Genomic DNA, 24,134 nt, shown 5'->3' on the forward strand with positions numbered 1-24,134 from the left:
TTATCCTCCTTTCTTCGATTCCTTTTCAAGCACTTCTAATTTATGGGCTATTAACCCAAACAAAAAGCCCTTGAAACGCCTTGGCGCTTCATAGACCTCTAAGAGTTCAGACGGGGAGTAATGAAGCTCATGCATGCAGTAATACAGATACACAGCCTCTTTGTTCCCGTCTTTTATTAGTTTTTTGCTTCTGTTTCAAGGTCCTCAATTTCATCTTCAAAACCGTTAACCTCAATGGCTTTGTTTAACCAGTTCGCATATTCACCACCGACAGACAGGACACGCTTTGCCACTTCGACTGGATCTTGTGTGCTGTATGCTTCGCGCAATTCTTTTGACTTAAAGTCAGGATAAATAGTTGATTCAACCGCAATACGTGCATAGAAGCGTTGAGAATCCAAGTCTTTCACACGTCCGCGACCTTTGACATTTTTGTAAGTCGTATTTTCTTTCTCCAGTTCATCGATGCGCTCAGTTGTGATCGCTTTGAATACGAATGGAATCACTTCACCTTTCTTATCAACAAAGCGCTTTGAAATGATTGATTTGATTTCTTCTGTTTCCGCTGTTTGTCCTGGCATGAAGAATGAAAGATCATATACGTTGTTTGTTTGTTTTTCGCTCATGTTTAAAAACTCCCTTTGATTTGTTTTTTTGAATACAAAAAAGCACATCCATTTTTTGAATGTGCTTTCCAATCTTTTCATGTATAATAGACATCGTACAATTTATCAAGGGACGGTCTGGCTCATCCCCGTTAGAAAGGGGGTGATGCTCATGTCAACGTTTGAAGCGATTAGTCTAATGATTGCTTTTGGGATTTTTACCGTAAGCATTCTGACATTCGTCGTGACACTGTTGGCACTTTTTAAAAAGAAAAAATAGACCCCCCTTGAGCTCGCCAAAAGTAAAAGGGTAAGTCTATTTTCAAAGATTTTTCTAACTTTGGAACAAGTCAGCCCTCTTGATAGGCCAAAATTGTACGATTCAGCTAGGATGCTACCAACATCCTGGCTTCTTTTTATTCTACGCAAGTTGCGATTTAGATAAACCAACCGCAACAAATAATTATATATTTAAGTATATAATTCTACTGTTAATAAATCAAATACGAATTAAAAACTATCCTTCAGCTTCTCAGGAAGATCAAAGTCCTCAAACGTGAAAGGAACCTCTTCTTCAAGTGCTTCTGAATCCACATCAAGCCCCGCGATCTTTGCAGAATCAAAGTTCACATCAAACAATGTGACACGCTCAGTGCCACGAGCGGATGATTTGTCATCCAGAACAGCTTGAATAGTGAAGTATGGGTCTTCCCCTTTCTTCACATAGTTGAGCATGAGCTGAACGAAACGTGATGTGACTTTATAGAAAGTCGCTGTGCCAGTACCATTCGCACCGGTTGTCTTGTGACCGGTCATACGACGGCCCATAACGTTAACTTCTGATTTGTTTTTCTCCACGTTTGCTTCAAAGGTTTTGATAAATGCCAATTCCTCACCATCGAGAAAAAGACGCCCTTCCTTACCTGAAATGGTATTCTGCGCTTTAAAAGCCATCTTATTTCACCTCTACATTGAAATAGAATTTTTCAGCTGCATCAACTGGTTGAACAGCTAGATCAATCAAGAAACCGTCACGATCTTCATTCAAGCTGATCGTGATATCCGTTTCAGAATCAAAGCCAGTGATTCCAGATCCATCTTGGAGCTGCGTGAGATATTGCGTGATGAGTGTTTTCACAAGCTGCAGACCATCATCCGATGCCGGAATGTCATTTCCATTTGCTTTGCGTAACTTAATCAGATCCTTCAATTCACGTGTGAGATCATTGTTGATCGCATCAAGCACACGAATGATCTTGTTTTTAGCGAATGTCTTGTTCTTCTCGGTTGTATAAGTCGTTAAAGAGTTAATGTCCTTCTCGACGCTCACTGTGCGATCACGCGCATCAAACGTGAACAAGAATTCGCCTTGTGATAAACGGTATTCCACTTGATCATTATCAAGGCGCTCTAATGTATCAACAGCCCCTTCATATTCAACAAAGGTTAATGACTGATTGAAGTTGGCTCCTGCCGCTGCACCGGCAACCCATGCAGTTGCTTTTGCTGGCGTGATCTCTGTGCCGTCTTCTAGCAGAACGCCACTTGTGACATTGATAATTCCCTCGTGATTAGCTTCATAGTTCGGTAAAACACCTTGCACCTTACGTCCTTGATCATCACGCAGACGCTTGACGAAGGCCACAAATGTCGCTTTTAACTGCTCGCTAGTGTTATTAGGCAGTGAAATTACGTCAAAGTATTCTGTTTCAGCTTCTTCTAAAAAAGCTGTATAGTCTGCGACACTTGGCACGCCGTTTTTCCCACCGCTCAGTGTTACACCAGCAGTGATTGTCACTTCACCTTCACCAGAGAATGAAACATATTTGTTTTGCTTCAGCTCTTTGACATCAGTGACAACCTGCTTATCAACAATATCTGTACCAACGTAAGTCACCACATCACGCTTGGAGCTATCCAATACATTTTCAGTAACTTGGATCGTGACCTCATTACCTTTTTGTCCACCATAATTGGCAAGAACGTTGAAATTCTCGCTGATCTGAGCCTTTGCAGGCTCCCCTTCATTCAAGCGATAAAGCAAGACGGTTTGTGCTTTTTTCTTCGCTTCTCGGAAGAGCAGCAGTGATTTGTCATCGATGTTTAATCCGACTTTTTTATTTAAGTCCTCGATGCCTGAGATAGAGATGAACGTCTTCGGCTCTCCCCAGCTCATTGTGATTGGTAGTGCAACGGTTCCGCGATCACCTAACGTGATACGCTGCTGTGCTGTGGTTTTGAAATTGAAGTAGATACCAGGACGTTTTTTCTCTGTACCTGGTGTAAAAGTACCTCCATTCATGCTTAAACCTCCTTAGACAAAAAAGCATCAATCTGCTTTTTCGCTTCTGTTTTTGTAATTGGTTGATCTTTGATATAAAAAAGAGCACCTTCAAGGATTTCAGGCTTTACGCCAAACAATTCCTTGCTGTGCTCTTTCAAGGCTTCAAATGAAAATGCCGCTTCTTTAGTAAGAACAGGTGCGGCTTTTTCTTCTTTCACCTGTGATTCATTTTTATTCTTGGCCACTTTTTATCACCCCATCTGAAAAATTTATGTCATCTAGGCTCGGCTGCTCATCTCGGTTGTACCAATAGGCACTATCCCATGTGAGGACAATCGTTGCCACGCCTTGATCAGCAATTCTTGTCTCTGCCCTCTTAATGCGAACATATTGATCAAGCGGTTCACCTTCTACACTGACCATCTGAATGATATTCCGATCCGCTGATAAGGCATCTACTATCGACTCCGCTGCATCATGAGCCTGTCCAGAATCTTTGTGAAACACTTTAATATGCAGCGTGTATGTTTTGAGGAACGTTGAAACAGTATCGTTTCTTGTATTGACCCATGCTGCTGGAAAGTACATGGATGGGACCTGAAATTGTTCAGGAATTTTCTTTTCGTAAACCTTCACCGGAAACTGCTTGTAACAATAATTCATGATGGCGCCGACTTCTTGATTCATCTAATCACCGCCCAAATTTTTCATCGATCCATTGCTGCAACTTGCGATCTAGTGATTGTTCAAACATCTGCCCGAAGATGCTTAGAGCATTATCCCAATAGCCGCTGCCCTCAACCCACTGGAACTTTAGAAGCATTCCTGTTTCAGCGTTTGGATCGTATTCAAACCGGTCACCAAACCATCTGCCAGGAACCCATCGTCTGTCCTGATTCTTGGAGGGATCAATAGTAAAGTGGCCATCGTTTGTGTAAGATGCATATTCCAAGTTGGTCCCTACATCCAAGGTAAGACCACCGCTGCTCATAGAAAATACGTTTTCTTGGTCTCCCTTTTGGAATGAGTTGAGCAAACGTCGAGCATCCACTGTTTTTGTTCGGATAACTTCATCCTGAACAATATCTAGGAACTCATAACCCATTCCTTCAAGCCACTCTTCATACTCTGCTTGCAAGCCGCCATTCACCGCAGCATTCAAGTCCTCTATGAATTGATCAAGACCATCAATCCTCATAGGCTTTCACTCCTCATCGCTACCACCTCTATATGATGGTTCTTGATCTTCCTTGGCTTTTGCAGTTTCAATGTAATACCTTCCCATACTACTTTGTCATTTAGACGAACATCAGCGGTAATAGGAAAATGAACAAGGTACGATTGATGAATGATTGCGTTTGGCTCCTGCTGTGTGATGTTTTGATTTCTCTCTGTGAAGTAACATGCTTGATCAACTTGATCAGGCTCATCAGGATATGAAAAGACCGGCTGCGCATCTTGAACTGGCACGCCAAAACGATCTTTTGACAGCTGCTTATTCTGTAGATGGAAAATATCGCATCGATCCGTTAGCAATGATTGATAGCTCATAGCGATCTCAACCTCATTCTTACACTTGCCGGATCTTCCGGTGGATCAATTGGCTCAATGAAATCTATCAACAGGTTATACACATCTGGCTTTGTAACGGCGTCCCCGTCTGCCAGTGTGTAAGAGTAGTCGCCAATCTTTTCCGACTTGTACCCTTTTATGATTGATTCATCACCGTTAATAAGTGCGAAGAACTGCGCCATTTTAATCAATGCGATCTTTGCCTTTTCAGGAAGCGGCTGATATTTTTCACTTGTGAACTCATGACCTACGATCTTAAATACCTCAGCTTCAGCTTCGATGATGTCACTTTCCAATAGTTCATCCGAGCGGTTTTTCACGCTCTCGAATACGGTATACGCCCTAACATCTTCAGGAGAGATCAGCATCAGCCTTACTCTCCTTTTTTTTCTTGTTGCTGTTGATGCTCAAGGATGAAGGCAATTCTTTCACTCTTATCTTTGAGCTGAGTCGGATCGCCGCCAAGATCAATAACAATGGCTTCTTGTTCAGTTTTGTTCATGCCCTTCAGTTCTGATTCAGTGTAGGTTTTTGTTTCTTGTGCCGGTTCTTCTTCAGTCTCTTTTGGTTCTTCATCTTTCACAGGCTTATCATCATCAGGAACATCAAGCTGCTTACAATCAAAGAACTCATTACCATTGAGATATTGAAATACCTTTTTCTCAATCTCTTTCTCCTGATTTAAAAGAAAGACATGACCCATTACAGAGTATGTCTTTCCTTTGATCAAAACCGCTGTATACATATTGATCACTCCTTGACCTTGATGATCTTAGCAACAGCATCTTCTTCCTCAAATTTGCTGTCGAGCTTCGCAGTAAGGACGATAATGAACTTACGATTACGGATGTCTTTATCAACCTCAATACGGATATTACGAGAGAAGCCCAAGATGATGTTTTTTGGATGAGTCAATAAAATATCTGAAACATCTGTGCCGTCCGCATCATACGGTTGCATATTTGCAATTCCTTTGACTGGAACACCGAATGCAGAAGAAAGCCCACCTTGTACTGCTGCATCTCCTAAATTTGTTTGACGATCCGCTACTTTGTCTTTCCATTCGACCTCTTGCCCTGGGGAAGAATAGAAACGGAACTCTTGTGGGACTCGCAAATATTTTGGTGGAACAGCTTTGTATCCTTGTTTGAATACTTGGCGTGTAAGTGGTTCACCAGCAACATCTACGATATGAGATGTCGCTTGCTTGCGGATACCATCAAGCTGCGCAAGGTAAGTATCAGATGAAGATGTATCACCATTTAAGATCAATTCTTCAATATCTACTGCAGCTCGTTCAGCCAGCATTTGCATGATGGTGTTTTGCAAAGCATCGCCCTCGATGTTGTTTTCAAGTGTGTCATAAGTAATATTCACTTCTGCGATGACTTCTTTTGCATTAAGCTCCACAGTGCTTGTTGTTGGTGCAACTCGATCACTTGCTGGAACTGCTTTTCCTTCCACACCAGGACGAAGAATCCGCTGACCAAAACCGATTTTTTCGATTTTTTGTGCATCGCCATCCATCGGAATGACACGTGCATCTTGCAGCAATGTTGGTGCATTTTGCACCATACGAATAAATGTGCTAGATTGGGTTGGATTCATTAGACCGCCTGTTTTTAACGTCCCAAGCGTCACTTCCGCTTTGTTAATTACCTCTTGATTTCTCACTCTAGTTCCTCCTTTTTCTCGGCTTAAAGCAAGCCGCCCCATACCGTTTCAGATTTTTGTACGTTTTGTTGTTGTGCATCCTCTACACCATTACCTTGCGGACGTGCTTTTTCAAGCGCTTCGACTCTTTCAACAACTGGAGCCAATGCCTTTTCTACAGCTGCGGCCATTTCTTTTGCAACAGCTTCATCTGGTTGATTTTCTTGCGGATCAGTTTGCTGCTCGCCTTCTCCTTTTTCAAGGTCTTCCAGTCGTTTTACAACCGGTGCAATTGTGTCATCTAGCATCTTTTGCAGATCTTCTTTTTTCACGTCTTCTTCCTCCTCCTTCTCTTCCGCTTGACTTAGTAAGTTGTCAATAGCGGCTCTTGCATTTTTTAGCTCATTCAGATTAGCTGCTGAAAACTTTTTACCTGCTTTTGCGACAGCTTCAGGTGGATCAGTTTGAATCCCAGCCAAGTCATCAGTAAGCAGAATCTCTTGTGTAATTTCCACAAAGTCTTGTAGTGCTGTCCTAACCTTTTCAGGATCAGTCTCCAAGCCTTCGTCATCGTAAGAACCCCATTTAAATAAGACAGAATTCAAGGCATCTTGTGCCGCCCAAAACTCACGACGCATGCGGTCTTTGTCGTATCTGTTCTTTACTTCTCCTTTTGATAAAAAGAAGTTTTTGAGCAAAGAAAAAAGCCCCTTCTCATCAGAAGCTGGCTTGTGATCCTCTTGTTTACCTATGTCTGCTGTTCCAGCCATTGAGTAGCCTGTAATGTGACCTTGCTGAATTTGGTCCCAGATATCTTGTGATGCCTTTGTCACAAGGACCCACGATCCTTTCTTGATCATCTCATCGCCCATTTCAAAGTCAGACGGAGCAATGTACGATTCAACGACTTCCCCGACACCGCCTTGGAAATCATGCTGCTTGTCGATCTCACGTGCATCCTTCAGGAACCCATGAGCGGCTTTTTCAATTTCCTCTGGTGTCATGTAATCTCCATGTGCATCAGCTACGTTGGGTTCGTATACAATTCCATAAACAAGACGCTGCGCATCATCAGCCTTTGCAATGACCTTGATCTCTTTTTGAAAGTCATTTTCTTTTTCTGACTTAACGAAAAAAAACTGCTTTTGATTAGCAGCCTTGTCCACGTATGAAACGTGTGTGATCTTCGCATTTATCAATTCGCGTGGCAATTCATTCACCTCCTTTCAAAAGAAAAAGACCTCACTATGAATTAGAGGTCTTTGATTGAATTTCTTTTATTTTATTATCAAGAACAGCAATTATCTTACGAGCATTTTCTTGATATTTTTCTTTCGCATATTTATATGTTTTATTAAAATTTAATTTGTCATACAAGTCATTCAAATCTTCAATAACTTTATAGATTTCCTCCGTTATGATGCCTTTATCAAATAAGTATCCTGCATAATACGTTATTGGTTTTATTTGATGTTTAAAATTATTCGTTGAAATGTCATGATCAGGTTTTACACCAACTGTATATAGATCAAAAACTTTTTGATCTAGCTGATTATTTAGTTGTTCTATGGTTTTTGATGAATTAGACAGCTGATTCACAAGTTTTTCGTCTACACCTACTGAATCAACAATGTCGTTTGTATTCTTTGTAACTCTATCAGCTGAGTCCTTTAATTCCCTAATAATTTCAATATTTCCATACTTAATTGATACAACATCATCAAGCAGTTTTTTGATTGACTTCTTTAAGAAAAATATAATTAAAACTATTGCCATAGGCCATGCAATCGAGTTTATTACACTCGATACTAATTCCATCCAATTCATAAATTCCCCTCATTCCCAAAGTAATGAGGATATTATACTATTTCATTCCATGTTTTGTAATACTCTTCTTCTAATCTCTTCTTTTTCCTCAGCTGACAAACCTAAAATGACTGGGTCAACCACAGGACCCACCGCACAATGACAATTTACTCGCTCTTTTGGCGTGAGCTTGTGTATCTCTCGGAAACATGCACCGCTCTCCGCTTCCTGGTATCTCAAATTCTTCATCGAGGGGAATGATCGTGCCGTCCAGCTGCACATGACTTTCTCTGGACTGATTCTTCTTCCCGCCACTGTGCTTCCATCGCTTTGCCGTCACAGCTGGAGATTGGACATAGGATTCATGTTGAGCAACGGAAGAAGCGGTCAACACTTCTGTGACCGCCGTCACACGTGCGCGCTTGCGGCTGAATTCAGGAAGGTCCTTCAGCTCCAGTTCAATCTCTTGGATAGAGCGACCTTCTTTTATACCCTCTTTCAGCGTTTGCTCAATGGCTGTATGAGTATTCAGCTGCATAAGCTGCGCCAACTCCTGTGACCATGATTCAATCCACTGTTCAGTTTTCTCAGAAAGCACCTTGAATGGAATATCTGCATCGATGGAATGCATGATCTTCTCAGCCAGCTGCGTGACTGTCAGCGTCAAGAAAATGGCCGTTTCTTTTCCAAATAGCTCCGCAAATTCATCAGCTGCAAACAAGTCATTTTGAAAGAACGCTAGAATTGATTCTAACGTCTCCGAATCGTCCTTGGATATAAAACCATTCAGAGCATTTAAAAACGTCCTGCGCTGCAATCTGAACAATCTAGCGATGGTTTTCTCATATTCCTCCACCAAAGAAGGGATATCCTCCAGTTCAGGGAAATCAGCCACTGCCGCTTTGAGTTCCTCGACCTCATCTGCCTCCGCTTTTTGTACAAAGGTATTGATGTTTTTTATCAGCTGATCGATCTTGCTCATTTGCGGATCTCCTCTAGTTCATCCCTGACATCTTTTAAGAGATGAATCAGATCTTCTTGGGAACCTGCAGACTTTTGAAGAACCGTATCAAGAAAGCTATTTGATACCTTTGGCTTAGTCTCAATCGGTCGGTGATATTCTTCCTCTGGCCATTCTTCAAGTGTCTTACCAAGAATACGGCCAGCCAGATCACGCAGGTCATTCGGTGAAACCGCTCCTGCTTGAATAAACGGTGTAAGAACCTTTGCAATTTCGAGCGGATCACGAAAATCAGGACCATTTAATATGAGTCGCACATGCCAGAGATCAAGATCAGGAAGAAAGAGTGTATTGAGTTTGCCAGTGATGATCATTCTCTCCGGCTGGAATACCTGTTCTTCTGTCGTTTTTCGAGCGGTGTCAGCTGTCGCCTTGTTATAGTCCTGTGATTCGCCTGTGTAGATCGGCGGCAGACGGAATGAGGAACGTATCTTGTTTCTCGTCTTCTCATCATATTCAAGGAACAGCGCATCCTCCTGAAGAATCTCCGCCAGTGATTTTATTTCAACTTTCACAGGTGCAGGGTCTTCGTCATTGCTTACTTCGTCCTTTTTCTTTTTAGGAATCCCTTCGACTTCAAGCAAAAGGAATTTATGTGCATTGTCTGAACCTTCGATGCCATTCATGTACTCTTGCAACTGTTGGTATGATGCTTCAGATAGCATTCCATTCTCTACAGTAATTGCAGCCGGCACATGACGACCTTGTTTAAAGTACAGGTAGTTCAGCTCTTCAGCTTTTCGCGCTCCGTACATATTGACGATGTTACCAATCCAGCGAGGAACACATATGTACCGCTGCCGATCTTGAAGTGAATGACTTCGCTTGCTACAAGTTCAGGGGGGGTTTTTTCGCTATATTCTCCTGTAGATGCATTCATTGTTCTTGGATCTCCGTATTCCTTAAAGAAAACTTTTTTAGTGTTGACCTGCTGCACATACTTTCTGAACCGCTTCATTCTTTTGAGAGATTTGACTTGACCCTGATCGGTATATTTAAAGTCAATTTCGACAGGATCGCCTATCTTACATATTCGCATGTGTTGAGCATCCAAATACTCGATCCCAGCTGGTTGCCCTGTACCATTACGTAACACTTCAAGAAAGCCATTCCCTGTCCGCTCTCGATCTTCTATCACATATCCTAGAACCACTTCGGCTGATTCATCATAGTTCATGTATCGTACAAGTTCCTCAAGCCTCGTCCATTCTTTTTCAGCAGCGCCTTTCTTTCCTTCTGGTGCATCCTCAGCGTTGAAATCAAAGACATATTCAATTCCTAAGCCAAAACCTAGAATGTTTGTTTTATACGCATCGATGCATTGCTGAAGAATGGTAGAATACTCAGCTATTTGTTTGAGCTCTGTGATATTGTACGGCGGCTCGATCAATCCATCAGCCTCATAGTTAAAACTATCATCATGAATTTGTTTCGTAGTTTGAGAGATGTCTGCTTTAAACACAGTAGCTTTCACATGTTTTGTCATAGCCTTCTCATCGACCTCCTATCTCTGTTCGGACGTGTCCGCTCTTTAGGCTGTTCTTTCAGATCGGTGACCTCATAATCATCTAACGCATACCAGATGGCTGAAAAAGTATGAGGGTCAATCTGAAACTCGTCCTCTATGATATTGCCGCGCTTGTCTGTCTTGTACGTGAGCGGCTGAAGCTCATAGATCGTGTTTTTGCATGAGTCAGAACATATGATTTTCTTGAACCGCTTGATCTTCTTGGTGTACTGCAAGCGTGATCCTTGGAACTTATGAGCGGCCACCATGTTGTATCCCATCTTGCGGAAATATGCGATTGTCTTCTGCTCATTATCAGCCTTGATCAGCTCTTTTGTTTCGACGAACTCTTTCAAATCCTCGACAGTAACATCATCGGTCTTACCACGATCGTAATACTCCCAATAGATATATAGATACTTCTTCTCGTGATCCACAGCCAACCTGACAACTGCGTTATATGAATCAACGAAACCAAAGTCCATGCCCGCTCTAAGCAAAGGACGATTAATATTTGAGATGGCCAACATCACATCTTCATGCGGCTGCACCTCGAATTGTGGCAGAACACGAATTCCGTTTATGCCAAAATGACCTTTTCGGGCAATTCGATAAAGGTCGGGATCGTATTCTTTCAGTTCATCCAGCTGCTTGATATAGCTCACAGGTAGAAATAGGTTATCTTCTGCCGTCGAGTGGTGATAGTACGTATCGTTGATAGCGATCGTTCGCTCTTTGTATAACCTTTCATCATCCAGGATGAAGCGATTGTTTTGATCATCCTTAAAGAAATGTCTGTACGTCCAATTATCCTGGCCGACAGGGTTCGTCGATAGGATCATGTGCAGCTGCAGCGTTGGATGACGCAAACGACCAAGCAGCTCCTTGAATCCCTCGTACTTCACTTCTGAACATTCCTCAATCCATATGATCGAGATGTTGTTGATCGACTTCAATTTGGCTGGCTTGTCCAACCCTTTGAAGATGATCCGGCTCTCATTATGGAATTTAAGCATGAGCGGTGATGTTCTACACTGGATCACATGATCGAGCCCAAGTTCATTTACGATCTCTTCAAACAGCGAAAAGGTTGAATCCCTGTGTGTGTCATAGACTTCACGAATCACAAGGGCTGTTCTCTTTTCATCCAGTAACTTTAAGATGAGTTTCAAGGCAATGTGATAGCTCTTAGATGAACCGTAACCACCCACTAGGAACTGAAACTTTTGATCCCAATCAAAAAGAAATTTTCTAAAGTGGGGATTCACTTCTTTTTCCATCAACGGTCCCCCTTATCCTTGATGATGATTTCAAACGTTTGATCTTCTTTATTATCTGTAAGCCGTTCCACTTCAGCTTTTGTTCTGTCAATATTAAGCCTCATCTGCTTCAATTTAAGCCGTCTTTCATCTTTCTCATGCGCTAAACCCTCAAACTGTTTTATCAAGCTTCTCAGCTCTCCCATCGCTCTTGATTGAGCGTTTAGGAATGTAGCATGACGATCCCAAGCAAATTGAAACTCGTATTCTTCTTCCTCAATATCAGTAGAATCTGAAACGACTGACTTTTTCTTTTTCAACTCTTTAATCATTTCATCTTTGCTTTCAACGAACATTATTTTCTGTGCTCGCACAATAGCGGTAAATTGAATCTGTATTTGCTCCCACAGCAGATCAACGGGCGAAAACTCCTGAATGTCCTGCATGATCTCAAACGCTTCAGCTGACATGTGCTTTGAGTAAAAGCCGTGTGTCTTTGCGTTTTGGTTTTGTATTGGTGCTGCTCCCCCGCTATTGCCTAACGCATTAACATTACCCGGTTGACCACCCTTTTTTGGGTGCACCTTTTTTTCTTTGGGTGCACCCTTTTTCCTTTCCCAACCATGCCGCTTTTTCCACGATTTTATGGTGTTGATCGACACTCCGTATTTTTCGGCAAGGTCCTTGTATTTCATGCCTTTGACGTAATCTTTCTCCGCCTGAATGTGCTTCGATTCCATTTACATTCACCTGCCGCCTCCTTCTGATTCGTGTTTGTTTCGGGATCTTTATTTTTTTACTTGGTGCTTGATGAGGTTGTTGTACTCTTCAAACCACTCAAGAGGAATTTCTGACCTTGCTGATATTCTTCGTTCAATAGCTGCTGCTATATCTTCTGTTCTACGTTCATCATGTAGCCACTTAGGAATAACACCTAAAGGCGGTACCGTTGTCATGTCATTCACTCCTTTAATTTGTTCGCTCTAAACTGCCGCCGCACTCTACCTTTAAGCCGATACTTTTTATAGAGATTCTTCACCGGAAGCAGTTTACAGGGAACAAAAAAAGCACCTGAAAACTAGGTGCTTTTTGTTTTTTTATTCAATTCTAATTAATGACATAATGAGTTACATGGCTCATATTAACTTTCTTATATGGTGTACCGACCCATTGATCTTTAGTATTAAGCACATCGTATAGTTCACTTGTTGATGACAGTTGCAAAGCAATTGAAACTTTAGTGCCTGTTACTAATTCAAATGTGATTGTGTAAGTCTTCACGCTCTCACCTCCCATCTTTATATCGGCAGGGAGTGAGCATACGGAACTATTCGCAAAATTTGTCGAACGAATTTAATCAATTAATTAATTCATATTGTTCTCAATAGACTTTTAACATATAATAACACCAAAAGGAGGGAAATAATGGCTATAATACCAAAATTCATTGACGAAGCAGCTAGTAAACCAGCACAAGCAGTAGGTGAAACATTAAAAGATATATGGCAATTAGGTATTGGAAGTCATGTAGCACTTTGGGCTAAAAAGCAAGAACATCGCCACAAACTAAATTTAGAAGATTATGTTGATAGAATACAAAATAAAACTCAGGATATTCCTGAGGAGTTTCTCATAGAACCGCAATTAAATATAGTAGGTCCTGCTTTGGAGGCATCAAAGTACTATATTGATTCAGAAATCCTAAGAGAAATGTTTGCAAATCTAATTTCCTCATGTGTAGATCAAAGAAAATACGCTAAGACTCATCCGTCATTTGTAGAGATAATCAAACAATTATCCCCTTTAGATGCAGAAATCTTATGTATTTTTCAGAAAAATAGACACATACCTTTAATAAGCCTAGAAGCTGTAAAATCAGACGCACATTATTTTACATTACAGCAACACATCATGGATTCACATGATAAAGTCGATTATAAAAAACAAGTTTCTTCAATCTCTAATTTACAAAGATTAGGTCTAGTTGATATTAGTTATATGAATTACTTCAGTGTTTCAAGTGCTTATGATTATATTGAATCTCACCCAGCTCTTGAATTAGCCTTACAACAAGTAAATAAACATAAAATATCTGAACCCGATACTAGACTTAATAAGAAGAAGGGTATTTGTACAAAAACACCTCTATGTGACGATTTTTTAGAGATATGTTTAGTTTAATGGAGTGGGGAGCTTATTTATCAGCCTCCCCGTCCTGCCTTCCATTTTACACTACGGATTTTTCTTCATTCAACAAGTGCACAAAGTGGCAATATTGGCATAATTGGTCGATGATATTATCTTTCATCTGACGGACCTTTTCACGAGACAGGCCCAAGTGCAGTCCAATGGCTCGATAACTCATACCTTCCATCATGCAATCATATACAACTCTGTTTTTCTCTCCTTCAATTTTGCTTGCTGCTGCCTCTATTGCATATACACGTTCTTCAAACTTGCACAACCGCTTATATAGCCTTTCTTCTCGTAAATCCATGTCACGTAATTCAGCTTGGCTCTTTCCTTTGCTCCCCTTTGGAAGAGCTGCCTCGATACCGTATTGAGCAACACCCCAACTTCGCATAGGGATGTCAGTACCATATAAAACACGCTGGAGCCGCTGAACCTCTTTTGCCATCCAGTGATAATTGTGAATGAGTCCTTCAATCTGTTTTTTATTCATGGTGCCACTCCTTTCTAAGAAATAAAAAAAGGACACCAACCAGCACCCTTAAAAGGTGTTGATCAGTGTCCGCAGGCTCTCCGTCTTGGACTTATTTAAATTTTTCTAGTTCTATTTCTTTAGCAGATATAATTTCATTTAATTTATCCAACTCAATTTTTAAGGCTTCAATATCCTCAAAGATAAGGTTAGGAACTCCTTTAGCGTTATGTTCCATTGATTGGTTCCAAAGAAATTCCAATTCAAACTCGCATATACGTTTAATTTCAAAATAATGTTGGTAATATTCATAAGAAAATTTAGTTCTATCAACAGAATTAATTTGCTTGAAGCACCTAATTATCTCTTTTTCGTCCATTTTTTTATATAATTCAGCTTCTTCTTCTGAAATGTAATCCTCATATCTTTGCGTACGCGCAAAAGCATCCATTTGATCAATTAATAGCTTTACACAATCTCTAAAATAAACTGCTTCAACTAAAAATTCCTCAAGTTTTTCTTTAAGTTTTAATGTTCGGTCACGACTCAAATTTTTCCTCATAATTCCAATAGCTACAATTGATGATAAACTTGCCCCAGCTAATGATCCCCATAAACTTGGATTCAGAAGAAAACTTTTAACTGCTTGTACATTATCTGATTGAAAGTAAAAATTAATGTCTATAATGCCCATCTCCCTAGAATAATTCTTATCAATTATATCGTAAATAATAATGGATTTTTCACAATTTTTTCTAGGTGAACAGATGAATTTACTCGCTTCCTTATATTCCCTGAAAATAAAATTCTTCTTTTCATTCGCTAGGCTGTTTATAGGTGATGCAACAGTTCAATTTGCACGCCGTTTAAGCGTTTGTTTGCGATCTTTATATATTCAGGATTCAATTCAATTCCGATAAAATTTCTACTATGCTTGAGTGCCGCTATACCCGTTGTTCCTGATCCCATGAATGGATCCAATACAATTCCATCAACAGGACAGCCAGCTAATACACACGGCTCTATCAGTTCCACTGGATATGTTGCAAAGTGAGCGTCTTTGGTTGGCTTGGTTGCAACAGTCCAGACTGAACGCTTATTTCGCTTATTTCTGATAGCTCTGAATGCTAAGTCACCATACTTCCCTTTGAATGAACCACGGGGCTTGTCTTCTCTTCTCCCTTGTTGTTCCATTCCGAATGCTCCCTTTGATCCTCTAGGTGGATCCGGAAAAGGTTTGTAAGCAGCTTCTTCTTTAATCGCTTCATGATCGTAATAATACTTTGGCGATTTTGAGAGAAGAAAAATATATTCATGTGAGCTTGTCGGTCTATCCCTTACACTCTCCGGCATGGCATTTGGTTTGTTCCAAACAATATCTTTCCGCAAGTACCAGCCATCTTCTTGGAGAGCGAATGCCACACGCCACGGCAAGCCTATTAAATCTTTTGGTTTTAATTCCGCTATTTTGTTCGAAAGGTTTATAACGCCGCTTCTTTGTCCAATAGATTGTTTATGTTCAATACCTGGATGCGCTTGGCCGTTAGCAATTCTTCCGCGGCCGCTTCCAGCATAAGCGTCACCTAGATTCAGCCAAACAGTGCCATCATCCTTTAAAACTCTCTTAATCTCTCTGAATAAAGAAACAATTTTTTGAATGTATTCTTGAACGGTTTCTTCTAAACCGATTTGCTCAGTCATTCCGTAATCTCTTAATCCCCAATAAGGCGGGCTTGTGACCACGGTTTGAATTGTATCCGGTGGCAGCGATTGAACAACTTTTATGCAATCGCCTTGAATTATCTGGTTCAGGTCCATATGGTGCGCCTCCTTCCGTTATGGCTTCAATATATTTGTAATCATTCCGTAATTTTCTTTTAATCTATTTGCCATCATACTTTGCTAATATAAGCATTAAAGGCGGTGTATGCATTGACGAGAAGTTTATTTGGAAGCTTAGTTGCCGTTTCAGTATTCATATCTTTATTACTTTTAGTAGCATCTGTATTCCAGAGTAGTTAAAACCACTCTTTCTCTTTAATAAATTACTTTTATTTAGATGCTACACAAACTGTGTTTTTACACTATTATAGGTTTTGTTAATTAGATGGTCTGTCAGATTGATAACAGACCATCTTCCATATAAAATCTTATCAGACACTATTTCTTAAAATTGTTTCGGGATTCTTATATTTACTAAGATATTCTTCGCAGCTCTTTTTTCCTGATTTAATTAACTCATTTTGTTCACCAGTAGATATTGAAAAATTAATTGAAGAGACATTACCAGTGTCCACAAAAACTGTTCTGTCCATATCATCACCAATCAATTGTTGGTTAGCTTGCTGTTCCATGATCGTTGACACTAAACTCCAGATAAAATCAAAGAATGTGTTAATTTTATGTTCTTTTGGGAGCGCTAATCCCGAGAAAATTTCTATGTCATTTTTTGAGTCTAATCTGAATCCTAACGTTTCTTTGTTATAAACGTACTTTCCTGGAATAAAACTGCTTTCTAAACTAAGTGAAGATGAATCCATTTCTTCATATGCTTCAATTTCCAAAGATACATTTAATTCTTTGTATAATTCAGTTTCCTCAGAATGTTCTGTTTCTACATATTTTTCTCTGTCAAAAAGTCTTACCGGATAGTTAGAAAGGAGTCCACCGTCTACATAAAAACATCCATTCAACTTGACTGCAGCAAAAAATATAGGTATTGACATAGATATTCTGACAGCATCTTTTATTTTCATATCAGCAAATTTAGGATCTTCAGCAGAAAATGTCTCGGTCCTGTAAGTTGACAGATTAGTTCCTTGAATGTAAATGTTTTTAAATTTAGGATTGTCCTGTATCTCTTTAAATGTTACGTTTTTGTCTATCCCTTTTTCTTCTATGCGTTTTTCAACCCACTTCATAAATTTTTTGCCTTTATACCAGCCATGATCATCTGTTATCAGTCTAAATGTATCTTTAATAACCCCAAAATCAGAGTCCATAAATTGTTCTAAATCCATCTCCCTAAGACTCTTTTCTAATTCTGATGAGCTATAACCTAAACTCACCAACATTGCAACAATAGCTCCAGCAGAAGTACCTCCAACTCGCTCAACATTATCTAAAATTTTATGCTTTTCTAAAATTTCCAAAACCCCTACATAGGCTATTCCTTTAACTCCTCCTCCCTCAAAAACAAGATTTTTAAATGGATATTCCATGCAAATCCCTCCTGTGATAAATTCACAAGTATTGTCCTCATTTCACAATGAAATATTCACATTAATTTTTAAATAAATACACATTGTATTTGTAATCTCTGTTTTACCTTAACTTATCGAACTTCCTTCTTAATACGTTATATCTCTCTACCTCCGATTATTTGATCTTGTATCCTATTTCATGGTCAACTCTCGCAAAATGACCTTTAGCAGTTTGAATGATTGTTTTTCCGTGTTCAGGCGCGTCTGTGATGTGGGCGGTTCCTTCGTTGCCGTCAATCACGATTATGCGGACCTTATCGGCTTCTATTGCGTTTTGAATCGTTGTTCCAAAGTCTTTAATTTCAGTTGGTTTCATCCGCTTCATGCCCCCATGTGTTATAATGAATTGTGTAGATTCAATAGAACTGGGGCCTTGTGCTTCGGTTCTTTTTATTTGTCCTGAAGAGCTTGCAAATCACGTACACACATTCTAAAGAGGTGTTCGTCCCTTAAATCTAAAGACAAATCAATCAAAGCCTTTAAATCAGCTTCAGTAAGCGCCTCATCCAAATTTTCAGCCCAAGACTTTGGAACAACCAAGGTATTACCACTAAGGAACCGTACTAAAATGTCATCTTCAGCTACTTTAAGTACATAACCTGCTTTATTAAGGGATTCTCTTTTACCTTTCCTAGATGCTTTGATCCAGTCTCCTTCTAAGAATTTGTTTTTCATCTTATAATCCTCCATCCTTTCCTGATCCGACTGAGCAGTTCATATTTTTTAAGTGGTTCATAGAGGTGAACACGTTGTCCATCCTCTATGTGATAAAGCAAAAACCACCGTTTTGAGCGTTTGCGTGCCATCTTAGGCAGCCCCGTCTTCCTCTTCTTTTTGATCATTCCCGTCAGAATCGTCTTTCACACTTTGAGAGGAATCTAAATCTACATCAGCTGCTTCTTCATTTTTTTGCATCGCCACAGCTTCGTTGGCTTGATCCTCTTTCCAATCCCACCATTTTTCAGCGAGTGGAGCCACTGCAGCACGGTAGTCATTGATCAGATCAACTATTGCGCCGGATGACATCTCAAGCTCTGAAGCCAATTTGCGGTATGATTCACCCTCAATGCGGCGTTTCACAATGTTAGCCATATTCTCTGGGAAACCTTCTTGCTCTGGTGCCATACCTTCTTGGATGAATTGATCCACCACTTCGCGTTTAATTTCCATAGGCTTTTCTTCAATTTGTGGTTTTTCTGCTGGTAAGCCCAATTCAGCCTCTAACTGTTCCGGCTCAGGCTCAGCAATGTGAACCACGCCCGCTCTGGTCTACTTGGTAATTTACGATAGGTCGCTCAGTGTAAGCGTTGATCTGCACGTTATAGCGGACAACATCGCTCTCAATTTCAACACGCACATCGTTATCAATCATTTCAGCAAGGTTTTGAATACTGTTTCCTAGACCCTTCGTTGAGATTTCAAGGACCAATTCTGTAACACCCTTAGGCTTGTGATTTACTTTCTTGACTGATCCATCAAAATTTACAAAAGACATATTTGTTCCTCCTCATGGGTTGGTGTGAGAGTTGAGACTTCGACTTCAATTCTTGGTGAACTGCTGTAGAATTTGCTTACATGTAAATCAACTATCTGGCTATCATCCTGCCAAATGACTTTATTCAGGCCATCTTTTATCCCTTTGATGTAGTTATCAACATCTGGCTTTTTGGCTGGTCTCAACTCGCCTCTTTCAGCTTCTGCAGCCTTTTTCTTGCTGAAACTTTTTAAAGTAGATTTGTAAACTTTAACCCTCAACTCCAGAGGACCTGTAAGAAGTTGATCAGGACGGTGATCACTTGCTGCCAACTTCACGTATTGCTTAAAGTCTCGTGACTTCTTGGGATCGTATAATCGCGTCATTCCATTCATGTGAGTAGCTCTTGGACGCCCCTGTGCAACTGGCTCTCCGTAGATGGTGAATGCTATCTTCATTCAGATGCCTCCATCCTGGCGTTATATGTTAACACCCTACTGCCACGTTGACTCTTGAGAGAAATGACAAGCATTTCAAGTTCATAGAGTGATAAATTTTCAGGGTTCTTGTCCAAACTAGCTAAATATCCAATACGAGTTAATTCACTTAAAAGGTACTCACGACGCTGTATGCTATTAATATTTGACATGTTCATCCTCCGTATTATAAAGCGGCTTCCATTTGCCGCGATAAGTTTACAAACCTTCCGTACTCTTTCATAAAAGCAGCATTTATTGTCCCAACTTCACCATTTCGCTGTTTAGCAAAGATGATTTCGACTATATTTTTCTGTTCACTATCTTTGTTGTAATAATCATCACGATAGAGGAATGTAACAATATCAGCGTCTTGTTCAATGCTTCCTGAATCACGAAGATCAGACATCATTGGACGTTTATCTTGCCTCTGTTCAACTCCACGTGAGAGCTGTGATAGCAAAATGATTGGGACATTAAAGCTTCTCGCCATATTCTTCAGCTCTTTGGTGATGGCACCAACCTCATAGTTTTTGCTCTCAAATTTACCGATTGGGGTAATGAGCTGAAGATAATCAATGACCACTAAATGATCTTGATCAGGGTGATCTTTTTTCGTTTTTCGGATCTGAGACCGGATATCTGCGACTGTTTGGGTAGGCTGATCATGGATGTAGATATCTAATTTTTCGTATTCACCCATAGCTTTGTTGGCTCTGTCATAATCTTGATCGCTAAAGTATTTTTTTGGATTCCTCCACTTCGTGCCTTCAATTCTCCCAAGGCTGCTTAACATTCGATGAGTTAACTGTGTATCTGACATTTCGAGCGAGAAAATATCAGTAACTCCACCCTTTAGCGCGTTATTACAACCTAAGTTAAGAGCAAAAGCAGTCTTTCCCATCGATGGACGAGCTGCCACGATAATCAAATCGCTTTTTTGCCAACCACCTGTCATGGCGTTCAAGTCCGCAAGACCAGTGTCGACTCCTGTAAGATCCCCTTGATCTTCTTCCATGCTCATGAATATCTCCGTCAGAACATCCATTTTCGTCCGAGTAGCTTTAACTCCAACTTCTTGCACTTCAATGGTCTTTTGATAAAGCTCAGTGATCCCCTCATCGCATGGGGCATTAGCAAAAGCTAAAGCAGCACTTTGTAAATCTCTGAGTCTAAAAGCCTCGTAAATTAATGTTTCATAGGTCTCGAAAGCATGTTTGGAGGGAACAGTACTTGCAAGATTGGTTAAGTATTCAAAGCCTCCAATTGAATTTAAAAGGTCTCCCATAGCTGCAGCGATATTGGCCAATTCAACAGGCTTACTAGCTTGTCCACTTCCCTCATCGCTTCGAAAATCCTCTTATGCCGTTCTTCAGCAAAATGTCTGGGCTCTAGTGCCGTTTCCTTAATCAGATCACCCTCAAGGATGATACAACCTAATAAAAACTGTTCAGCCTCTACGTTTCGCAAATTTTGCATTTTGTTCCCACGCTTTCTGTTTCGCTAAGAATTCATTTTGCTCTGGTTGTTTGATTTTGATTTCTGCGATAGCAGGTGGGAATCTCTTTTCAGCAATGTGCTGATCGATCTTTTTCAAAACCTGTTCATAGGGTTGATCCTTTAGGTGATCAAGCCAGAGTTTAATTCTTTCTTTTCCGATGGTGTCTGTAGTGAGTTCAAACCTTGGATAGGCAGCTGCAATTCTTGTTAGGATAGACATTGCTTGCTCTTGATTCATGTACATCAACCTCCTCCAAATTTAATCCCATTTTCTTTTGCGTATTGAGCCAGTGCGTCTAAATTACTTTGTCTATGCTGCTTTGGTTTAAATTCAGAAACATTGTTTTTAAGAGGCTGAGGTTGGTGCAACTGTGCATGCCAACGATCAAGAATCGCTGATTCCAGATATGCAAATGATTTAATACTGTCTGCTCTATGCTTTGGTTGATATTGATCGAATACCTCGTCGATCCACTTCAATATGGCTTCAAGTGGGATTCGCTCCTTGAGAATCCTTTCAATGGCAGCTGAATCTTTTGGCGTTAACATCAACCCACCTTTTCGTGATAAGTACTTTTCTTCGATCTGCTGGAAAGGAGTTAGATCATTTTCTACTGAGGCTCTCTTTTCTTCTTCCTCTTCTTCTTTAATTCTTAAATTCTTTAATTCTTGATATAGTTCCGACTTCGTACCGCTTTCGTTCCGTCTTCGTTCTGCGATAGGTTCTTCTTCCGTTCTGGGTTCTGTTTCGTGATCACTCGAAAACTCTTGATATGACTCGTATTTCACGATGGTGAATAGTGTTCCTAGTTCCGTTTCGCTAACAGTGATGATGTTGTTCGTAACGAGTTTCTTAATTGAACGCATAATTGTACTTTTAGACAGCTTTTTTAGCCCTCTTCCTTCTTTATAAGCGAGGTCCTCACATAGTTTTGAGTACGATCTTATGTACTGGCCCTTATTTAAAACAACTCCATTCATTTTGAAGCCATCTTGATGACTTGCTCTCATAACTAATAAAGTGAACAGTCTAAAGGTAGTTACGTCATTCCATAATTCGTGTTCTAATATTTTCCGATGCAGTTTTACCCATCCAGTAGACAAATAACTTCCTCCTCCCCAACATCGTTATTTAAGGCCTTTTAACCTCACATAGAGCGTACATTCCACTGATCCTAATAAAAGTAAGACCTGGCTCATTTCTTTGGATATAACCCTTTACATACGCTCTAAATAACGCAGCTTGATTACGACTTGATTTAGATAAAGACAGGTACACAAACGGAATAGGAACTTTAATGATTAGCTTCTCCCTCATTAGCTGTTCACCAGTTCAGAAAAATGGGTGATGCGGTTTAGACGATTTGTAGAACGACAATACTTACACTTTTCACATCTTCTCGGTCTTTCTCCGCCATGCTTAACCTGAACGATCCGCTCCATGTTTTTTTCTATATCCTCTAACTCAATTTCCATTCTTGACTCATCAATATTGATAACTGCTTTATCTGGTGGATCTTCTTTTGATATGGCCACAATCAAAGGCTCTAACCAATCACTACGTCCTGTTTCCCGTCTTTCTAATTCCGCATAGAGAGCCATTTGAGCAATATATCCATAGGCTTCTACAAATGAACAATAGCCAAGCTCTTGATCCCATATCCTTTCCCTAAGAGAGCGAGTTGTTTTAAGATCAGCAAAACGCCCACCTGCTGGGTTGTACACATCGAGTTTTCCTTTCCAAGGCACTCCGAACAATTTGGCTGTGATAATCACTTCTTTATCTCCTTGAAGAACAAACTTGCACAAGTCGTCATTCTGTATAGCTTCAATCATGAGATCAGCCAATTGATACTGTTTATATAATTGGCCCTTTTGTGTAAATAGAGCAGGTGTGTTCATCTTAAAATCATCAAAGGCCTGCTCTCCTTCAAGCCAGGCATGAACATATTGTCCAAATAGAAGAGCCTCAGAAGACGGCGGCTGCCATTCACCGTTGAGTTTTGCCATTGTAGCCGCCTCACACTCTAAGAAACTCTTATATTGAGAATTTGACATATAAACTCGGTCTACTCGTTAGAGTAATAATTCTCCTTGTTGATTGTCGGAATCATCATTTGCTGGCTCACCAGCCTTTTCAGCACTTTCTTTTTGTTCCTGCTGCTTTAGAAACTCTTCTTCGATTTTGGATTTTGTGGCATTAGTAGCACCTGAAGTTTTGACGTTGAAATAGTCCTCTTTCTTTGCCATTCCATCACGAAGTGAAGTATAGATGCGTCCTATTTTGAGGTAATCTTGCTCAGTGAATGCATCCAATTTGCTACCGACATATTCCTCGACCATTTCCTTCGTAACACCAAAATCAGCTTTAAATGTTGTTAATGCTTTTCTTAAGCGATCTTCTAGAGGCTCTTTATGGCCATCAATAAGTGTTCTTTGACACATATCAACTGCTGCATCAACAATGTCTCCTGGTATCACTCCGAGAATGCACGCACGAACGCGACGTGCTCCTTGGTTTGCAACCAGTTCATAAATATCTCTTGGGTCGTTGAGCTTTGTAATGGCTCCTTTTGCTTTTCGTTCATGCTTTACCGTAAATATTTTGGTCTGACGAGTATTGGTCTCAAGATCCCATGCATAAGCCATAACAGAAGATTCTCCTGCTTTTTGTTCAAGTTCCATGATTCCATAATCAATGTTCCCCCAATTCTGTGCCAAAGCTTCAGCCAGACGAATTGAAGGACCTGATACCTTTGTGCCACCTCGTGGATATTCATAGACTGCATTCTCGGCTAATAGCCTACGCTCACATGCTTTCTTGATACGTTCAAAAGCAGCATAAACATCTCGCGGAAACTTCTTTGCTATGACCATAGCTGCTTGTACTTCTTGTGCCTGCCGACTAACCATAGCTTCTGTTGTTACTGAAGTTCCTGCTGATGGCTGTGAAGCTGCCATATAGTTTGAGTAATCAACATTTGACAATCCATTCATATAAGAAACCCCCATTGAATTTAGGTGCCAACCTGCTTATAATAGTGGTTGACAC

The 24,134-nt window shown here is 40.3% G+C and carries 33 protein-coding genes and 3 pseudogenes; 2 read left to right on the top strand and 34 right to left on the bottom strand.

All coding sequences use genetic code 11. From position 1 onward, the window contains the following. Nucleotides 1-153 carry a hypothetical protein gene (locus GPA07_RS18865; RefSeq protein ID WP_008361258.1) on the bottom strand — a complete coding sequence of 51 codons (153 nt, stop codon included), beginning with the start codon at nucleotides 151-153 and terminating at the stop codon, nucleotides 1-3. Between the two features lie 23 nt (nucleotides 154-176). After that, a complete protein-coding gene (locus GPA07_RS13680) occupies nucleotides 177-626 on the bottom strand; it encodes a phage tail assembly chaperone (protein ID WP_095285430.1) in 450 nt (149 codons plus the stop codon). Between the two features lie 151 nt (nucleotides 627-777). Between GPA07_RS13680 and GPA07_RS13685 the strand changes: the two genes are divergently transcribed. Then, on the top strand, nucleotides 778-885 hold the full coding sequence (locus tag GPA07_RS13685; RefSeq protein ID WP_198303823.1) for a putative holin-like toxin: 108 nt from the start codon (nucleotides 778-780) through the stop codon (nucleotides 883-885). Between the two features lie 230 nt (nucleotides 886-1,115). Here GPA07_RS13685 and GPA07_RS13690 read toward each other — a convergent pair whose 3' ends face one another. From GPA07_RS13690 to GPA07_RS13765, 17 genes and pseudogenes are all read right to left on the bottom strand, one after another. Further along, nucleotides 1,116-1,559, bottom strand: a complete 444-nt coding sequence (locus GPA07_RS13690) for a phage tail tube protein (protein WP_008361958.1) — start codon at nucleotides 1,557-1,559, stop codon at nucleotides 1,116-1,118. Between the two features lies 1 nt (nucleotide 1,560). Then, the gene (locus tag GPA07_RS13695) at nucleotides 1,561-2,907 is read right to left on the bottom strand and encodes a phage tail sheath family protein (RefSeq protein ID WP_157292769.1); all 1,347 of its coding nucleotides are present in this window, start codon (nucleotides 2,905-2,907) and stop codon (nucleotides 1,561-1,563) included. Between the two features lie 2 nt (nucleotides 2,908-2,909). Then, nucleotides 2,910-3,107, bottom strand: a complete 198-nt coding sequence (locus tag GPA07_RS13700; RefSeq protein ID WP_157293157.1) for a YqzN/YkzM domain-containing protein — start codon at nucleotides 3,105-3,107, stop codon at nucleotides 2,910-2,912. A 13-nt stretch (nucleotides 3,108-3,120) separates the two neighbouring features. Next, nucleotides 3,121-3,576 carry a phage tail terminator family protein gene (locus GPA07_RS13705; RefSeq protein WP_157292771.1) on the bottom strand — a complete coding sequence of 152 codons (456 nt, stop codon included), beginning with the start codon at nucleotides 3,574-3,576 and terminating at the stop codon, nucleotides 3,121-3,123. Nucleotides 3,577-3,580: 4 nt separating this feature from the next. Beyond that, complete coding sequence (locus GPA07_RS13710; protein ID WP_157292773.1) at nucleotides 3,581-4,087, bottom strand: HK97 gp10 family phage protein; 507 nt, start codon at nucleotides 4,085-4,087, stop codon at nucleotides 3,581-3,583. After that, entirely contained in the window at nucleotides 4,084-4,440 is a 357-nt protein-coding gene (locus GPA07_RS13715; protein ID WP_157292775.1) for a DUF3599 family protein, read from the bottom strand. Before GPA07_RS13715 ends, GPA07_RS13710 begins: the two co-directional genes overlap by 4 nt. Next, nucleotides 4,437-4,829, bottom strand: coding sequence for a protein YqbG (yqbG, locus tag GPA07_RS13720; RefSeq protein WP_157292777.1), 393 nt, complete (start codon nucleotides 4,827-4,829; stop codon nucleotides 4,437-4,439). The genes GPA07_RS13715 and yqbG overlap by 4 nt, the downstream gene beginning before the upstream one ends. Nucleotides 4,830-4,834: 5 nt before the next feature. After that, nucleotides 4,835-5,206: a YqbF domain-containing protein gene (locus GPA07_RS13725; RefSeq protein WP_157292779.1), complete on the bottom strand. Its 372-nt coding sequence runs from the start codon at nucleotides 5,204-5,206 to the stop codon at nucleotides 4,835-4,837. A 5-nt stretch (nucleotides 5,207-5,211) separates the two neighbouring features. After that, entirely contained in the window at nucleotides 5,212-6,135 is a 924-nt protein-coding gene (locus tag GPA07_RS13730) for a phage major capsid protein (protein ID WP_008361939.1), read from the bottom strand. A 23-nt stretch (nucleotides 6,136-6,158) separates the two neighbouring features. Beyond that, the gene (locus GPA07_RS13735) at nucleotides 6,159-7,325 is read right to left on the bottom strand and encodes an XkdF-like putative serine protease domain-containing protein (RefSeq protein WP_157292782.1); all 1,167 of its coding nucleotides are present in this window, start codon (nucleotides 7,323-7,325) and stop codon (nucleotides 6,159-6,161) included. 34 nt (nucleotides 7,326-7,359) lie between these two features. Then, nucleotides 7,360-7,941, bottom strand: coding sequence for a hypothetical protein (locus GPA07_RS13740; protein WP_157292784.1), 582 nt, complete (start codon nucleotides 7,939-7,941; stop codon nucleotides 7,360-7,362). Between the two features lie 42 nt (nucleotides 7,942-7,983). After that, nucleotides 7,984-8,902 (bottom strand): annotated as a pseudogene (locus GPA07_RS13745) (phage minor head protein). Then, nucleotides 8,899-10,427, bottom strand: a pseudogene (locus GPA07_RS13750) (phage portal protein). The pseudogenes GPA07_RS13745 and GPA07_RS13750 overlap by 4 nt, the downstream one beginning before the upstream one ends. Further along, the gene (locus GPA07_RS13755; protein ID WP_157292786.1) at nucleotides 10,424-11,728 is read right to left on the bottom strand and encodes a PBSX family phage terminase large subunit; all 1,305 of its coding nucleotides are present in this window, start codon (nucleotides 11,726-11,728) and stop codon (nucleotides 10,424-10,426) included. The pseudogene GPA07_RS13750 and the gene GPA07_RS13755 overlap by 4 nt, the downstream one beginning before the upstream one ends. Continuing rightward, the gene (gene terS, locus GPA07_RS13760; RefSeq protein WP_157292788.1) at nucleotides 11,728-12,447 is read right to left on the bottom strand and encodes a phage terminase small subunit; all 720 of its coding nucleotides are present in this window, start codon (nucleotides 12,445-12,447) and stop codon (nucleotides 11,728-11,730) included. Before terS ends, GPA07_RS13755 begins: the two co-directional genes overlap by 1 nt. A gap of 48 nt (nucleotides 12,448-12,495) precedes the next feature. Next, a complete protein-coding gene (locus GPA07_RS18680) occupies nucleotides 12,496-12,663 on the bottom strand; it encodes a hypothetical protein (protein WP_198303824.1) in 168 nt (55 codons plus the stop codon). A gap of 151 nt (nucleotides 12,664-12,814) precedes the next feature. Beyond that, on the bottom strand, nucleotides 12,815-12,988 hold the full coding sequence (locus GPA07_RS13765) for a hypothetical protein (RefSeq protein ID WP_157292790.1): 174 nt from the start codon (nucleotides 12,986-12,988) through the stop codon (nucleotides 12,815-12,817). A gap of 144 nt (nucleotides 12,989-13,132) precedes the next feature. Here GPA07_RS13765 and GPA07_RS13770 point away from each other — a divergent pair, with 144 nt between their 5' ends. Further along, on the top strand, nucleotides 13,133-13,888 hold the full coding sequence (locus GPA07_RS13770; RefSeq protein ID WP_157292791.1) for a DUF4393 domain-containing protein: 756 nt from the start codon (nucleotides 13,133-13,135) through the stop codon (nucleotides 13,886-13,888). A 46-nt stretch (nucleotides 13,889-13,934) separates the two neighbouring features. Here the strand turns inward: GPA07_RS13770 and GPA07_RS13775 are convergent, their stop codons facing one another. The 15 genes and pseudogenes from GPA07_RS13775 to GPA07_RS13840 form a co-directional block, all read right to left on the bottom strand. Then, nucleotides 13,935-14,390 carry a sigma-70 family RNA polymerase sigma factor gene (locus tag GPA07_RS13775; protein ID WP_157292793.1) on the bottom strand — a complete coding sequence of 152 codons (456 nt, stop codon included), beginning with the start codon at nucleotides 14,388-14,390 and terminating at the stop codon, nucleotides 13,935-13,937. A gap of 91 nt (nucleotides 14,391-14,481) precedes the next feature. Next, nucleotides 14,482-15,063: a hypothetical protein gene (locus GPA07_RS13780; RefSeq protein ID WP_157292795.1), complete on the bottom strand. Its 582-nt coding sequence runs from the start codon at nucleotides 15,061-15,063 to the stop codon at nucleotides 14,482-14,484. A gap of 137 nt (nucleotides 15,064-15,200) precedes the next feature. Beyond that, the gene (locus GPA07_RS13785) at nucleotides 15,201-16,187 is read right to left on the bottom strand and encodes a DNA-methyltransferase (protein WP_157292797.1); all 987 of its coding nucleotides are present in this window, start codon (nucleotides 16,185-16,187) and stop codon (nucleotides 15,201-15,203) included. Between the two features lie 335 nt (nucleotides 16,188-16,522). Beyond that, nucleotides 16,523-17,590 (bottom strand): patatin-like phospholipase family protein, encoded by a 1,068-nt coding sequence (locus GPA07_RS13790; protein ID WP_157292799.1) that lies wholly within the window; start codon nucleotides 17,588-17,590, stop codon nucleotides 16,523-16,525. 157 nt (nucleotides 17,591-17,747) lie between these two features. Next, complete coding sequence (locus GPA07_RS13795) at nucleotides 17,748-17,948, bottom strand: XtrA/YqaO family protein (protein ID WP_157292801.1); 201 nt, start codon at nucleotides 17,946-17,948, stop codon at nucleotides 17,748-17,750. Nucleotides 17,949-18,022: 74 nt separating this feature from the next. Continuing rightward, nucleotides 18,023-18,307: an HIT family protein gene (locus GPA07_RS13800; protein ID WP_096881253.1), complete on the bottom strand. Its 285-nt coding sequence runs from the start codon at nucleotides 18,305-18,307 to the stop codon at nucleotides 18,023-18,025. Between the two features lie 132 nt (nucleotides 18,308-18,439). After that, nucleotides 18,440-18,889 carry a hypothetical protein gene (locus GPA07_RS13805; protein WP_332835455.1) on the bottom strand — a complete coding sequence of 150 codons (450 nt, stop codon included), beginning with the start codon at nucleotides 18,887-18,889 and terminating at the stop codon, nucleotides 18,440-18,442. Continuing rightward, entirely contained in the window at nucleotides 18,873-19,127 is a 255-nt protein-coding gene (locus GPA07_RS19070) for a hypothetical protein (protein ID WP_332835456.1), read from the bottom strand. The genes GPA07_RS13805 and GPA07_RS19070 overlap by 17 nt, the downstream gene beginning before the upstream one ends. Beyond that, nucleotides 19,115-19,564 carry a RusA family crossover junction endodeoxyribonuclease gene (locus tag GPA07_RS13810; protein ID WP_157292808.1) on the bottom strand — a complete coding sequence of 150 codons (450 nt, stop codon included), beginning with the start codon at nucleotides 19,562-19,564 and terminating at the stop codon, nucleotides 19,115-19,117. Before GPA07_RS13810 ends, GPA07_RS19070 begins: the two co-directional genes overlap by 13 nt. Beyond that, nucleotides 19,561-19,755 (bottom strand): hypothetical protein, encoded by a 195-nt coding sequence (locus tag GPA07_RS13815; protein ID WP_073979752.1) that lies wholly within the window; start codon nucleotides 19,753-19,755, stop codon nucleotides 19,561-19,563. The genes GPA07_RS13810 and GPA07_RS13815 overlap by 4 nt, the downstream gene beginning before the upstream one ends. Before the next feature lie 14 nt (nucleotides 19,756-19,769). Further along, a pseudogene (gene dnaB, locus GPA07_RS13820) lies at nucleotides 19,770-21,061 on the bottom strand (replicative DNA helicase). Further along, nucleotides 21,033-21,320 carry a replicative helicase loader/inhibitor gene (locus tag GPA07_RS13825; RefSeq protein WP_073979814.1) on the bottom strand — a complete coding sequence of 96 codons (288 nt, stop codon included), beginning with the start codon at nucleotides 21,318-21,320 and terminating at the stop codon, nucleotides 21,033-21,035. Before GPA07_RS13825 ends, dnaB begins: the two are co-directional and overlap by 29 nt. A 5-nt stretch (nucleotides 21,321-21,325) precedes the next feature. Then, complete coding sequence (locus tag GPA07_RS13830) at nucleotides 21,326-22,186, bottom strand: hypothetical protein (RefSeq protein WP_157292810.1); 861 nt, start codon at nucleotides 22,184-22,186, stop codon at nucleotides 21,326-21,328. A gap of 213 nt (nucleotides 22,187-22,399) precedes the next feature. Beyond that, nucleotides 22,400-23,092 carry a PD-(D/E)XK nuclease-like domain-containing protein gene (locus GPA07_RS13835; protein ID WP_232532050.1) on the bottom strand — a complete coding sequence of 231 codons (693 nt, stop codon included), beginning with the start codon at nucleotides 23,090-23,092 and terminating at the stop codon, nucleotides 22,400-22,402. 66 nt (nucleotides 23,093-23,158) lie between these two features. Next, nucleotides 23,159-24,079: a hypothetical protein gene (locus tag GPA07_RS13840; protein ID WP_046343215.1), complete on the bottom strand. Its 921-nt coding sequence runs from the start codon at nucleotides 24,077-24,079 to the stop codon at nucleotides 23,159-23,161. Nucleotides 24,080-24,134 lie beyond the last annotated feature (55 nt).

Source organism: Bacillus sp. ms-22 (assembly GCF_009759805.1).
Taxonomy (GTDB): Bacteria; Bacillota; Bacilli; order Bacillales; family Bacillaceae; genus Bacillus; species Bacillus xiamenensis.